The 13,358-nt window shown below is 36.9% G+C and carries 16 protein-coding genes and 1 riboswitch; of the genes, 4 read left to right on the forward strand and 12 right to left on the reverse strand.

Translation table 11 applies throughout. The annotated features are described in order from the left end of the window. Positions 1 to 35 precede the first annotated feature (35 nt). The 5 genes from ACVWM0_RS06410 to xerD form a co-directional block, all read right to left on the reverse strand. A complete protein-coding gene (locus ACVWM0_RS06410) occupies positions 36 to 623 on the reverse strand; it encodes an ECF transporter S component (RefSeq protein ID WP_476471816.1) in 588 nt (195 codons plus the stop codon). A 127-nt stretch (positions 624 to 750) separates the two neighbouring features. Continuing rightward, positions 751 to 876, reverse strand: a riboswitch (FMN riboswitch). Positions 877 to 932: 56 nt separating this feature from the next. Then, a complete protein-coding gene (locus ACVWM0_RS06415; RefSeq protein ID WP_476471817.1) occupies positions 933 to 1,652 on the reverse strand; it encodes a pseudouridine synthase in 720 nt (239 codons plus the stop codon). Positions 1,653 to 1,663: 11 nt separating this feature from the next. Next, positions 1,664 to 2,254, reverse strand: a complete 591-nt coding sequence (gene scpB / locus ACVWM0_RS06420) for an SMC-Scp complex subunit ScpB (RefSeq protein ID WP_476471818.1) — start codon at positions 2,252 to 2,254, stop codon at positions 1,664 to 1,666. Positions 2,255 to 2,271: 17 nt separating this feature from the next. Then, positions 2,272 to 3,012 (reverse strand): segregation/condensation protein A, encoded by a 741-nt coding sequence (locus ACVWM0_RS06425; RefSeq protein ID WP_476471819.1) that lies wholly within the window; start codon positions 3,010 to 3,012, stop codon positions 2,272 to 2,274. Positions 3,013 to 3,032: 20 nt separating this feature from the next. After that, complete coding sequence (xerD, locus tag ACVWM0_RS06430) at positions 3,033 to 3,929, reverse strand: site-specific tyrosine recombinase XerD (RefSeq protein WP_476471820.1); 897 nt, start codon at positions 3,927 to 3,929, stop codon at positions 3,033 to 3,035. A 153-nt stretch (positions 3,930 to 4,082) separates the two neighbouring features. On the opposite strand from xerD, the gene ACVWM0_RS06435 reads away from it, so the two are divergent. Continuing rightward, positions 4,083 to 4,844: a hypothetical protein gene (locus ACVWM0_RS06435; RefSeq protein ID WP_476471821.1), complete on the forward strand. Its 762-nt coding sequence runs from the start codon at positions 4,083 to 4,085 to the stop codon at positions 4,842 to 4,844. Positions 4,845 to 4,882: 38 nt separating this feature from the next. Here ACVWM0_RS06435 and ACVWM0_RS06440 read toward each other — a convergent pair whose 3' ends face one another. Next, positions 4,883 to 6,073, reverse strand: coding sequence for a coenzyme F420-0:L-glutamate ligase (locus ACVWM0_RS06440; protein WP_476471822.1), 1,191 nt, complete (start codon positions 6,071 to 6,073; stop codon positions 4,883 to 4,885). A gap of 118 nt (positions 6,074 to 6,191) precedes the next feature. Between ACVWM0_RS06440 and ACVWM0_RS06445 the strand changes: the two genes are divergently transcribed. Continuing rightward, the gene (locus tag ACVWM0_RS06445; protein WP_476471823.1) at positions 6,192 to 7,085 is read left to right on the forward strand and encodes a LysR family transcriptional regulator; all 894 of its coding nucleotides are present in this window, start codon (positions 6,192 to 6,194) and stop codon (positions 7,083 to 7,085) included. Positions 7,086 to 7,087: 2 nt separating this feature from the next. Here ACVWM0_RS06445 and ACVWM0_RS06450 read toward each other — a convergent pair whose 3' ends face one another. Next, positions 7,088 to 7,459 (reverse strand): TIGR02328 family protein, encoded by a 372-nt coding sequence (locus ACVWM0_RS06450; protein ID WP_476471824.1) that lies wholly within the window; start codon positions 7,457 to 7,459, stop codon positions 7,088 to 7,090. 124 nt (positions 7,460 to 7,583) lie between these two features. Between ACVWM0_RS06450 and ACVWM0_RS06455 the strand changes: the two genes are divergently transcribed. Beyond that, positions 7,584 to 8,141 (forward strand): hypothetical protein, encoded by a 558-nt coding sequence (locus ACVWM0_RS06455; RefSeq protein ID WP_476471825.1) that lies wholly within the window; start codon positions 7,584 to 7,586, stop codon positions 8,139 to 8,141. Positions 8,142 to 8,182: 41 nt separating this feature from the next. Here the strand turns inward: ACVWM0_RS06455 and ACVWM0_RS06460 are convergent, their stop codons facing one another. Beyond that, positions 8,183 to 9,076 carry a LysR family transcriptional regulator gene (locus ACVWM0_RS06460; RefSeq protein WP_476471826.1) on the reverse strand — a complete coding sequence of 298 codons (894 nt, stop codon included), beginning with the start codon at positions 9,074 to 9,076 and terminating at the stop codon, positions 8,183 to 8,185. Between the two features lie 127 nt (positions 9,077 to 9,203). On the opposite strand from ACVWM0_RS06460, the gene ACVWM0_RS06465 reads away from it, so the two are divergent. Continuing rightward, positions 9,204 to 10,598, forward strand: coding sequence for a pyridoxal phosphate-dependent decarboxylase family protein (locus ACVWM0_RS06465; protein ID WP_476471827.1), 1,395 nt, complete (start codon positions 9,204 to 9,206; stop codon positions 10,596 to 10,598). A 38-nt stretch (positions 10,599 to 10,636) separates the two neighbouring features. Here ACVWM0_RS06465 and ACVWM0_RS06470 read toward each other — a convergent pair whose 3' ends face one another. The 4 genes from ACVWM0_RS06470 to ACVWM0_RS06485 form a co-directional block, all read right to left on the reverse strand. Further along, the gene (locus tag ACVWM0_RS06470) at positions 10,637 to 10,810 is read right to left on the reverse strand and encodes a hypothetical protein (protein ID WP_476471828.1); all 174 of its coding nucleotides are present in this window, start codon (positions 10,808 to 10,810) and stop codon (positions 10,637 to 10,639) included. 13 nt (positions 10,811 to 10,823) lie between these two features. Beyond that, positions 10,824 to 11,072, reverse strand: coding sequence for a hypothetical protein (locus tag ACVWM0_RS06475; protein WP_476471829.1), 249 nt, complete (start codon positions 11,070 to 11,072; stop codon positions 10,824 to 10,826). A gap of 89 nt (positions 11,073 to 11,161) precedes the next feature. Continuing rightward, complete coding sequence (locus tag ACVWM0_RS06480; RefSeq protein WP_476471830.1) at positions 11,162 to 11,872, reverse strand: LutC/YkgG family protein; 711 nt, start codon at positions 11,870 to 11,872, stop codon at positions 11,162 to 11,164. Continuing rightward, positions 11,872 to 13,338 (reverse strand): LutB/LldF family L-lactate oxidation iron-sulfur protein, encoded by a 1,467-nt coding sequence (locus tag ACVWM0_RS06485; RefSeq protein WP_476471831.1) that lies wholly within the window; start codon positions 13,336 to 13,338, stop codon positions 11,872 to 11,874. Before ACVWM0_RS06485 ends, ACVWM0_RS06480 begins: the two co-directional genes overlap by 1 nt. Between the last annotated feature and the right edge of the window lie 20 nt (positions 13,339 to 13,358).

A 13,358-nucleotide genomic window follows, 5' to 3' on the forward strand; every position in this document is an offset into this window, starting at 1 on the left:
AAAAAGAAGCGTCGAAACGCTTCTTTCTACATTTATTATTGAGATACCTTATGATCAACGACGGTTAATCGTTTTTCAATGGTTGGCAGTAATTTTTTATAAACCACAACAAAGGCAGAACTCACTATAATTCCTTTAATAATATTAAAGGGAACAACACCGTACAGCACCATCTCTGCTATAGGCATACCAAAATCCATTCCTAAAACATATAGATAGAACGGCGTAATAACGTAGTAGTTAGCAACGGCCATAAAAACCGTTAACATGGCTGTACCTAATGCCAGTCCTCTGATTAACCCTTTGGTTGATGTGCCTTTTTTACTTAAATAATACACTGGAAAAATTAATGTCAGAGACGCTAAGAATCCTGTTGTATTTCCAATCAAACTACCCAAATCCCCACCACTTGTGATGAATTTTAAGGTTGAACGAACAAATGCTATCATCGCTCCTCCCGCTGGACCGTATAGAAATGCCCCGATTAATATTGGGATATCACTAAAATCAATTTTTAACCATGGAAAAGTTAATAATACGGGGAAATCAATTAACAGCAATATATAAGCAAATGCTGCTAATAGTGAAATAACCACCATTCGTTCTGTTTTCGTTTTTCTCATTGAAAATCCTCCTGTTAAGGGACATCTTCAGACACTTCAAAGATAACAATAAAAAAACCGTCTTTCTGCCTCACATATGCATGGCAAAAAAACAGTGCTTTACTTGATATTATTATCCTCAAATAAGCCCTATCTTCTTTACTCAGACTCTAACTGTCGGTATTGGAATTTCACCAATTCGGCTATTTACGGATAAATAGTTCGTGGACTATAACCACCGGTCGGGAATTACACCCTGCCCGTGAAGACGACCTTGTTTATTTTTTTATACTTTCATTATACAATAATTTTCTTAAAAATCAAAGATACTTACTTATTAGCAGCAACAAAAAGTTGGCTTACTTCTTTTTTACTCAATTCACGGTAATTACCTGGAGATAAACCAATTAAATCTAAATGCCCAATTTTTTCACGTTTTAGTTTTAATACTGGGAACCCAACAGCTTCAAGCATGCGTTTTACTTGATGATTACGTCCTTCGTGAATAATTAGTTCTACTAAACTCGTTTCTTTTTTCTTATCTGCAGACAAAACTTTGAACTTAGCAGGAGCTGTCTTACGCCCATCTAAAGTCACACCATGACGCAAGGCCTTTAACAATTCGTTAGAAGCCATTCCTTTTACTTTCGCTACATATGTTTTTTCCATTTCGTGTTTCGGATGGGTCATACGATTCGCAAACTCTCCATCGTTCGTCATAAGGATCAAACCTGATGTATCATAATCTAAACGGCCTACTGGAAAAATACGTTCTTTCACCATTGGGAAATAATCATTAACCACTTTTCTCTCTTTGTCATCTGTTACTGCTGAAATAACTCCACGTGGTTTATAGAAAGCGTAGTATACGTGATGTTCTTGATAAATTGGTACACCGTCGACTTCCACTCGGTCTTTTCCACTTACTTTAACACCTAGTTCTCTTACTATTGTGCCATTCACTGAGACGCGTCCTTGTTGGATCATCTCTTCTGATTTACGTCGTGATGCTACCCCGCTATGAGCCATTACTTTTTGCAATCGTTCCATGTTCATTCTCCTTATTGGTCACTTATTTGATCAAACTGATCTTTAAATCGTTCAAAAAACAAATCTTGTGGAATCACTTCTTCTGCTTTGTTTTCTAATTCTTCTATTTCAGGTAATTCTTTAATTGTTTTTAAGCCAAAGTAATCTAAAAAATACTGTGTCGTTCCATATAACTTAGCTCGGCCTGGCCCTTCTACCCGACCTTCTTCTTGGACCAGCCGTCTTGCTTGAAGCTTTTGAAGAGAACCACTGGATTGTACGCCACGGATTTCTTCAATTTCAACACGTGTGATAGGTTGTTTATAAGCAATAATCGCCAAACTCTCTAATGCTGCTTGGGACAAAGATTGACTAATAGAAGATTGTGCGTATTTTTTTAAAACACTAGCTAATTCTTTTTTAGTGCTTAGGATAAAGACATCCCCCAATTCTAGAATGGTCAATCCTTTGTCTTCATCTGCTTCATATTGCTCTTTTAAATACACAACAGATTCATACACATTTGAGCTACTGACATTGAGTACATAGGTTAACTCATTAAGAGTCATTCCCTCTTCTCCAGCAACAAAAAGCAGGCTTTCAATTTTACTTAAAATACTCATAACTCTGTTTCTCTCCCTTATTTGGCAAATAATAAAATAGGTTGGGTCGGATCTGATTGCCTGGCAACAATTTCTCCTTCTTTCATCAATTCTAACACTGCCATAAAAGTTGTCACGATTTCCATACGATGATACCTTTCAAACAGAGACTCAAAACTGACAGAACCTTTATCTTTCAACCCTTTCAGTTTTTGTCTGATTATCTCGACTCTACCTTCAATGGTAAATTCTTCCGTGATAATCGTCGCCGGTATCTCTCGTTGCTCTTTTTGTCGGTTCAAAATATCATGAAAAGCTAAAAACAAATCAATCGTTGTGATTTCATTTGGGACAAGCTCGATTGGTGCCTCTCTAAAATCATCTAACGTCGCTGACTCTCTCGTATAATACAAGCCACGCTCTGATTCTTTTTCTTTCAATACCTGAGCCCCGTATTTATATTTTCTATACTCTAATAGTTGGGCCACTAATTGCTCCCTTGGATCATCTTCATCGTATTCCAGTTCATCATCAAAAACGACCTCGACTTTTGGTAATAGCATTTTACTTTTTATTGACATCAAGGTAGCTGCCATCACTATATATTCCCCTGCTATTTCTAAATCCAATACTTTCATTGATTTAATATAGGCCATATACTGCTCAGTGATTTCTGCGATGGGAATATCATAAATATCAATTTCTAAGGTTTTTATTAAATGAAGGAGTAAATCCAATGGCCCTTCAAAAATTTCTAATTTTACGTTCAAATTACTCATTCTGTCATCCTTCAGTTCTCTTATGATCGAGGAAAATATTGTTTGTAAACATCCGCCATACGTTGTTTACTAATGTGGGTATAAATTTGGGTAGTTGATATGTCAGCGTGACCTAATAATTCTTGCACAATCCTTAAATCAGCCCCATTTTCCAACAAATGGGTAGCAAAACTATGACGCAAGGTATGAGGGGTAACTTCCTTATCAATCCCTGCATGCTGGACATGTATTTTCAGGTTCTTCCAAATACCTTGTCTAGAAAACGCCTTCCCTTGATAGTTTAAAAAGAGTTCCTCTGGTTGGGCCCCTTTATTTTTAATCACTAAGCTAGGTCTAACCTCATCTAAATAACGCTGAATCCAGTTCATAGCAATATCACCAATTGGAATGATACGCTCCTTTTCACCCTTACCTATGGTTTGAATCAAGCCTAAAGAAAGATGCAAATCGTCTAGCTTTAGAGTAATTAACTCTGTCACCCTTAATCCCGTAGCATACATTACCTCTAAAATAGCCCTATCCCTAATGCCAAGTGGCGTTGTTACATCCGGAGATTCCAGGATCTTCTCGACTTCTTTAATGGATAATGTTTTTGGTAATTTTTGCTTCTTTTTTGGCGTATCGATGTATTGCATAGGGTCAACCTCCACCAATCCTTCTTGACGTAAAAATTGATGAAACTTACGTAAAGTCGATACCATGCGAATAATTGTAGCTGATGATTTACCAGATTGGCGAAGGGCTTCTAAAAAATCCAACACAACAAATCGGTCCACTTCAGACCAAGAGCCTATCTGTTGCTCTTTTAAAAACAAGAGGTATTGTGTCATATCTCTTTGATAACTGATGACCGTATTTTCAGATAAACCTCTTTCAATTTTTAAATAGTGACTGTAATCGTCTAGTTCTTGTTTCATTGTCTTTTCCTCCACATACCGCACTCTATTTTAACAGTTTTACTAACTGATTACTATTCTTATCCTATTTAAATTTAGCAAAACCAAAACTTTAAATAGACTTTTTTTCGACAAACCGATACAATAGGAGTGTTATAAAAAGGAGTGAGTCTCTTGTTTTCACGAAAACGACATAAGCGCTACTATGAAAACTTGGATTTATTGACTCTTGTCCAGATCAATATCGATAAATATCTAACAAGATTTGATGACTACAATTCAGAGAAGAACATGTTATTTAAGCTTTCCTTGACTTTGTTACTTCCTATTGTTAGTGTCATCAGTTTTTTTTGTTTGTTTCACTTTAACACACCTTGGTGGTCTTTTCTTTTATATGCTATGCCAACAGCTATCATTTCTTTTTTCTTTGTTAGCTTTCCAGTCTACCGAGCCTTGGTGAAACCAATAGAAAACAACGAAGAGAATCTATGCATTGAAATAGATGAACATTTAACTGAATTAGCGAAACAGAACTATTTTTCTAAAGACAGTAAAGCCAAACGCCTACTAAACCAAGAATTCCAACTAGTAAAGCTAGAACCTGTTAATGCGAATCAAGTAAACCTCATACTAGACAATCAAACATTAGCAACGAAAACATTTGATACTATCAACATTATCACCAAAGAAGTGGTATCATCTTCTACCCTTTTTTATGAACAACGTCCGATGGCACCAATCATCCTTGCTACGATCAAATTTTTAGGTCCTGATAAGAAATTTTCTCGGCGCATCACTGTCCCCATTGAATTTGAGTTAGTTAGGGGACTTGTTAGCGAGCAAATCACCTTTTTGGATAAAGAAAATTACATTGTCAATCCAATGATATATATTGATTTTGATCATTTTCAAGAGATTTATGAATCCGAAGAATAAAGAAAGACCTTGCCATTCACGACAAGGTCTTTCTTCTTTTATTTTGTATAGTTATCAAAGTAGCCTTGGATATAAACGATTGGCGTTCCTTTGTCACCACTACCAGAAGTTAAATCAGCTAAAGAGCCAATTAAATCTGTTAATTGTCTTGGTGTTGTTCCTTGTGCTTCCATTGCGCCAACTAAATCATCTGATTTAGCGTCAATGTGTTTTTTGATAGCCGCTTCTAAATCTGCCCCTTTTAGGTCTGAGAAGTTGTTATCAGCAAGGTATTTTAATTTCACTTCGTTTGGTGTTCCTTCTAATCCACTCGTGAAGGCAGGTGAAACCACTGGATCTGCTAATTCCCAAATTTTCCCAACTGGGTCTTTGAATGCACCATCACCATAAACCATTACTTCAACATGTTTGCCCGTTTTTTCTAATAATTGGGCTTGGATGTTGTCTACAACAGGTTGGCAATCGCGAGGGAATAGTTTAACCCCTTCTTCTGTTGATTTATTAGAACCTAATAAACCATAATTTTCATTATAGCCGCTTCCGTCTACTGATTCTGATAATACATCATCAAGTGTGAAGACTTTTTCAGCGCCATTGGCTTCTAGAATACGTTTCGTACGGAATCTTGTATGAATATCACATGCCAACACTGATGTGGTATGCGCTAAAATTGATTTTGGTTTTTGTGAGAAGATAACTTCTACTTCTGCTCCTTCTGCTTGAATCAATTCTTTGTAGTATTCAATATAATCCACACCTGTAAAGTGATGTTTGTTATAACCAAATAGTTCTCTGAATTCAACTTCTGTTAATTCATCTGTCCAAGGATTAACACCTTTTTCATCTAAAGCATCTAATGAAATTAAGTGATTCCCTACTTCATCTGAAGGATAGCTTAACATTAAGACAATTTTTTTAGCCCCACGAGCAATCCCTTTTAAGATGTTTGAAAAACGATTACGACTTAAGATTGGGAAGATAACTCCAACTGTTTCGTCGTTAAATTTATGTTTAATATCTGTTGCGATGTGATCGATTGACGCGTAGTTTCCTTGCGCACGTGCCACGATTGATTCTGTTACAGCAACAATGTCATTATCTCTTAATTCAAATGTTTCACCAGCTGAGGCATTAAGGACGCTCTCAACCACAATATTTTCTATTTTATCGCCTTCATTGATAATTGGGCAACGAAGACCTCTTGTAACGGTACCGACTGTTCTTTCCACTAAGACTCTCTCCTCTTTCATAACCGTTCGTTATTAATCTGACTACCATAGTACTATACCGTTTTTTTCATCATAAGTAAAATTAATATATGATATAATAGGTATAAGGAGGAGTTATATGGTTATCAAATTAGATCTTTACCGAATTTTTATTTCTGTTTCAAAACATAAGAGTTTTTCAAAGGCTGCTCATGATTTGTTTCTCACTCAACCTGCCGTCAGCCAGTCCATTAATCAATTGGAAACAGAACTGGATACCCTTCTATTCAACCGAAGTCCCAAGGGAGTTACCTTAACAGAAGAAGGAAAAATACTGCACGATTACATCAACAACGCTCTTTCTTTGATTGATTCTGGAGAACAAAAGTTAGAAGAATTAAAAAACTTATCCGCAGGAACCTTGGCTATTGGTGTTAGTGATACTATCTCTAGGTATTTCCTACTTCCTTTGCTGGAAGTCTTTCACGAGAAACATCCCAACATAAAATTCAAATTAGCTAACGGAACCACCGAAGAGTTATGCACTACTTTAAAAAATGGTGAACTGGATTTAATTATCTGTAATCTTCCAATTGAAGAGTCTCAGCTAAACATTATCCCCTGTAAAACCATTCAAGATACCTTTGTTTACGGGAGTAAGTTTAACCACCAGTTTGAGCAAGAGATTTCTTTAGAAGACTTACTAGATTATCCCCTAATCTGTTTAGACCAAGAGTCCACTTCAAGACACTTTATTCAACGCTACATTGAAGAACAAGGATTTAAGCTCATTCCTGAATTCGAAATCGGCTCCCACGAATTATTACTTGATTTAGCTAAAATTAATTTAGGCGTCGCGTGTGTCACCAAAGAATTTTCTTTAGAATATCTAGAAAGAGACATCTTAAGGGAAGTCACTCTAACAGAGCCCATCCCCAAACGCTCCATCGGCATCGGCTATGCTAAAAACATGGCACTTTCCTCTGTGGCAAGTACCTTTATGACGATTTTAATGGAAGCCAATTCTTTGTAACCTTATTTTTCTCGTAAATAAATCCCTTTTTCTTCTAGATTAAGGAAGCACTCTTCTAAATAAAGGTCATCATGTTCCTTATAAACAGGCTCAGTCCATTCAACTTCTGACAATGCCACATGGGCTGGGCAACTTTTTCCCCGGTACAACGGATCCTCCCAGATGGCATCTGGTTTGTACCCTCTTTTTTTCATTTCCTTCATAATAAGTTCATGGTATTGGTATAACTTGTAGGGAGAATAACCAAAAACATAATCCACCGTTCGATGCCTTCTTTCCCAACCATTCCCTCTTAATGCGCATACTTCCCTATGCTGCCCTAACAATTGTTGCCTTGGCAACCGGGTAATTAATGACTCGTGCCATAATCTCACAATGAAACATCTCCTTTATTGTCTATTTCAAATTAAAAAATATATGTTATTTACAATTAAAGCTATCCGTGTTCAGTCTTTTTTGTTAAACTAAAAGTATGATATATGAAAGGATGAAATATTTATGAAACGTTATGTTATAACGGCTGGTTTACTTTCTTTGATGTTATTATCAAGTTGTGGTAATAACCAACCGACCACAACAGAATCTTCAGTTGACACCTCAACAGAAATCCTTGATAGCGAAACAGAAGGTGAAACAGATGCTGAACGCATCACTCAATTTAACGCACTACCTCAAAACATCCAAACATTATTAGCAACAACTGTCGTAGATACACGGGCAGAACCTTTAGAATTTGATGGGTACGTCCTACATTACAACTACGAAAACGAAGACTTAATTGTTAGCGTTAGTTCTGAAATGAGTACGGGTGAGCCTTGGTTCAGATTACATATTACAGAAGACTCTGTCACTGCTGTTGACGGTCTTAACTGGTTAGGAACAGAGGGCGTTGAAGCGATTAAAGTCAACACTGAACCTGTATCAAAAGCCGAATTGTTTAAATTATACCAAACATCCCAATCTATTTACGACAAAGGTGCTCAAAACAGTGAACTCAGCAAAGAGATGACTGTAGAAGCCTTTGAAGCGAATAAAGCCATGATTGACAACGAATAACATCAAACAGGAATAAAAGCTGAATCTTCAGATTCGGCTTTTTATTGTCTCTTTTTATAATAATCAATCAGTAACTCGCTAAATGCTTCCATGGGACCTGTCATTTGCTTGTCTTTATGATGAATGAGTTGCGCTTTGATATTAGACGAGGGAACATTAAAATCAATTCTATCAAATCCACCTAAAGAAAAACCATGTTCCACCACAAAGCGTGGTAAAAAAGAGAAACCAAATCCTTTACTTAAAAGTTGAAGAATGGTTTCTGGGTTAGCAAGCTCTAGTTCTGGCATGAGTTGGCACTCTTCTGTGGCTAACATTACTTCCAGTTCTCTTCTGTAACTGACACCTTCTTGGGTTAAAATAAATGGTTGCTTAATAATATCTATTAACTCTGGTTGATCAGGCAATTGTTTGATGTAGTCTAGGGATCCAACAAACACGCTGTCTTCTTCTTCCTCATATATTTTGACCCATTCAGAGCCATATACCAAATAATCCAATGTAAACATCATATCAATTTCATGGTGTTTCATTTTGTTCTGTAATTCTTTTGTGGTACCAATAGAAACCACCGTTTTTATTTCTGGGTAACGCTCATGAAGTTGGAGTAAAATAGTAGGAATAATGGTTGTTCCTAAAGAATCCACCGTACCAATTCTCAATGAGCCTGTTGGCCGGTCAGGGGTTTTTAGTTTAAATTTAGCTTCCTCAATTTGTTTCATGATGCCCATGGCGTCTGTCAAAAACAACCGGCCCGCATCAGTCAAATAAACTTTTCTGCCCATTCGTTCAAACAAAGACGTATTCAATTCTTTTTCCAGCAATTGAATGTGAACCGTGACGGCTGATTGCGAATAACCTAACGCCTCTGCTGCATTAGAAAAGCTTAGTAACTGGGCGACTTTTATAAATGTTTTCAATTGATTAAATTCCATTATAGACCTCTTTTTATTATTAATATTATTAATCCTATTATTCAAAAAGTTGAATAATTCTAATGACAATTCCATGCTACACTAATCCTTAGTTAATAACAATTATTTTTAGGGGGATGTTACTGTTATGGAAATCAAACACCATATGGAACAATTTATTGAAGATTACTTTACGCAAGAGACCAATTTTAGAGAACAGCCAGTGGTCCAACTAGCTGACAAAGACACTTTTGATTTGCTCGGTGGGATGACAATACCTGAAACTGGGAAACCTGTGGATGAGATGGTTGAGGTGCTACGTCAACATGTCTACCCTAATCGAAGCATTAGTGAGCACCCTAGAAATTTTGCTTTTATTCCAGCACCTATTGAAGATATTTCTAAACTTGGAGACATGATTAATACTTTCTATAACCCAAATGCATGCGGATGGTACCCAAGTTCTGGTACTTCCTTCATTGAACATAGCCTTATTGATTGGTTATGTCAGCAAGCAGGATATACAACTAAAGCAAGCGGAATCTTTGTTTCTGGCGGTTCTACAGCAAACCTAACCGCAGCGATTGCCGCAAGAGATGCTTATCTGACACTTGATGAGATTACCAAGGGTGTGGTCTATATTTCTAACCAGGCCCATCACAGTGTGAACAAAGCACTTCACGTTGTTGGTATACCAAATGACCGAATCAGAAGAGTTCCTACCACTGCAGATTTAAAAATCAATCCAGAAGCATTGGATCAACAAATTAGCTCTGATATTGAAGCCGGATTAAAACCATTCCTTGTTATTGCGACAGCAGGAACAACAAATGCGGGTGTGATTGATCCCTTAGACGATATCGGTCGTATTGCACAAGAACGACAACTATGGTTTCATGTTGATGGCGCTTTTGGAGCATCTCTCTTACTTTCTGGGAATTACAAACACCTAGTAAAAGGGATTGAAACAGCTGATAGTATTACTTGGGATGCTCATAAATGGTTATTTCAAACCTACTCTTGTGCCATGCTTTTAGTGAAGGATAGACAAACTCTGCTTAATAGTTTTAGTGATGATCCTGAATATTTAGAAGATGCGCACCAAGATGACTTAACAAATTTCTGGGATTTAGGCATTGAACTATCTCGTCCCGCTCGTGGCGTCAAACTCTGGTTAAGTTTACAAACATTAGGTACTCAAAAGATAGGTGAACAAATTGATTATGGCGTACAAATGGCAGACTATACTCAATCAATCATTGAAAAGGACCCTAACTGGGAACTCATTACTCCTGCTCAAGCAGCTATCCTAAACTTCCGTTATACTAATCCGGAATTGACGGAATCTGAACTAAACCGATTAAACACTAAATTATCTGAGGCTATCACACAGAGTGGGTTTGCTCATGTCTTAACCACTAAATTAAACGGGATGACTGTTTTAAGAATGTGTACGATTTCCCCTGATACAACCAAAGAAGACATTCATGACACGATTCAATTTCTAAACACACAATTAGACTCAATCCTTCAGACCTTATAAAAAAATAACCCACAGACAACCATTATGTCGTCTGTGGGTTATTCCTCTTTGTTTTTGAAATCTACTGCAATTGCATAAGATAGAATGAGTAGGCCTATCCAAGTTAATAAAGGTAGAAAGAAGCCATCACTTAAAAGAGATAACCATCTAGCTATTCGTTCCAAAGCAATAAAATTTAATAGCGTATACAACATAATTTTTACCTTTTTCATTAATAGCTACCTCCTACCGGATGTGATTAATCATTAAAACAAACAGTAAAATAACAATAATCATTGGAACATACTTCAGAATCATATTACTAATTTTATGGTCATCTGTCTGTTCTTCCAATAATAAACTAGCGTTTTTAACAAGAGAAACGCCTTTTTTTCGTTTGATAAAAAAGGCCGAAATAAGTAAGATAATACCAATTAGAATTCCTATCATAGAAAGGGTTGATAATTCTTCTACCCCTTGGAATCTCACACTCATTTTTTTCACCCCTTCATTCATTATTCGCCCTATAAATATAACATATTTGTAAATAAAAAGCTCCTAGAATCTACTAGGAGCTCCATTTTTTATAAATCGTCTAAAATAACGTAAATAACTTTTAATGGTCCGTGTAACCCAACCACTAACTGCATTTCAATATCTCCTGAGTTAGAAGGTCCTGAAATGAAATGAATGGCCGAGCCTGTTTCTTCACCCTTTGTGATTTTGTTAGCGTAAAAATCAGCGGCTTGTGTCGAACGAGGCACAATTTTACTTTTAGGCACTAATGAAATATAGTGTTTTGGTAAAAAGTGCAGTGAACGACCTTGTCCTGCTGTTGTTTCTACGACAATACTTCCGGATTCCGCTAATAAGAATTCTGCATGAGCAATCGCAATATTCGCTTGTTCTGCTTTCTTAATGTTGGACTCACGGTTTTCAACTCCTGGTTCCCAAACAGAAACAGCCTCACCATATGTTTCCTCTAAGAAGGCTTGTGTTCCATTATCGAAACGAGTGTCTGTTGGAAGTAAAATGTTACCACCTTCAAAATCTTTGATTAAACCTGTTAATACCTCATTCAAATTCTCACTTGTTGTGCGAACTAAATTCGTATGGATATCTTTTAGCTTTTCTTCACAGATTTCGATTAATTCTTCTGTTGTTTTATCCGCTAATTGTGTGTGAGGTAAGTCATTTTTGGGAACAAAAGGATGAACCTCTGTATCTTCAGGGCTTGTTCCTAATTGTTTGTGTAAATGAGCTAGGAATGCTTCCCGATTATGAATAGTCGTCATTATTGTTCACCTGCCTTATGATCTTTAAACCATTTTCTAAAGCTATCTTTGTATTTCGGTGGACGTGGTAAATCTTTTACATCTGTCCATCCCTTAGCCATAGCTGGTGCTTTAGAAATATAACCACCGTATTGATACATGTTTTGTACAGAAATATTACTCTTCTTACTTAATGCACCCATACCACCATGAGCTAATTTAATCGCCGCGCCAAATAAGAAAGGTGAAGCCGTTCCTTTTCCGATAACCTTCATTTGGAAATCATCAAAACCATGTTGCATGCCAAGCTCATCTGTCATGACTTTACGATGCTCAATTAATAAATCATGCAACGGAATCTTAACTGGACATGTTTCAGTACAAGCGCCACATAAACTTGAAGCATAAGGTAATTCACCAAACTGTTTGTAACCACCAATAACGGGTGATAAAACAGCGCCAATGGGTCCTGGATAAATAGAACCGTAACCATGCCCACCAATGTGACGGTATACCGGACACACATTCAGACATGAGCCACAACGAATACATTGTAAAACAGATTGGAATTCTGTTCCTAATGCTTTTGAACGACCATTATCAACAATGATTACGTGAAAATCTTCTGGTCCATCTGACTCGTATTCTTTTTTAGCGCCTGCGAAGGTAACGTAAGTCGTTAAACTTTGACCTACCGCACTTCTCGCTAATAAGTTATCTAAGACCTCTGCTTCTTTCATTGAAGGAACAATCCGTTCCATTCCCATTAAAACAATCTGTGTCTTAGGAATACTGATTGTTAAGTCTGCATTACCTTCATTGGTATCTAAGTTAATCATACCGCTATCAGCAATCGCAAAGTTACACCCTGTAATCCCAACGTCCGCTTCTAAGAAAAACTCACGCATTTCTTCACGAGCGCATCTTGCTAAGTTAACAGGATCATTATCCCCTTCATAACCTAATTTTTCTGCAAACACCGAGCGAATTTGGTCACGGTTTTTATGAATACTTGGGAAAACAATATGAGATGGCTCATCCCAATCATCCATTTGTAAAATAAATTCCGCTAAATCCGTTTCCATGACACTAACGTCACCTAATTCAAGTAACATTGGGTCAACGTCCACTTCAGTGGTTACCATTGATTTTGATTTAACGACTTTTTTTGCTTCTTTCTCTAGAACAATTTGTTTAACGTATTCATTCGCTTCTTCTGCCGTTTGAGCAAAATAAACATGACCGCCTTGTTTTGCCACATTATCACTGAATTGTTCTAAGTAATTTGGTAAATGAGCAATCGTGTGTTGACGAATTTGTTCACCTAATTCACGCCATTCTTCCCAGTTACCTAGCTTATCTCTTGCGCCTTCACGTTTAACCCATTGTGTGTCTTGAGCTTTTGCAACGGCTTGTTGCATGAACACGTCTTTTTTACTGTCTTCTAATCGTTCTTTGAACGGTTTAGAACTTGTAGAAATTCCCATTTTTAGTCACCACTTTTCCT

The sequence above is a fragment of the Vagococcus sp. 211 genome (genome assembly GCF_056322705.1).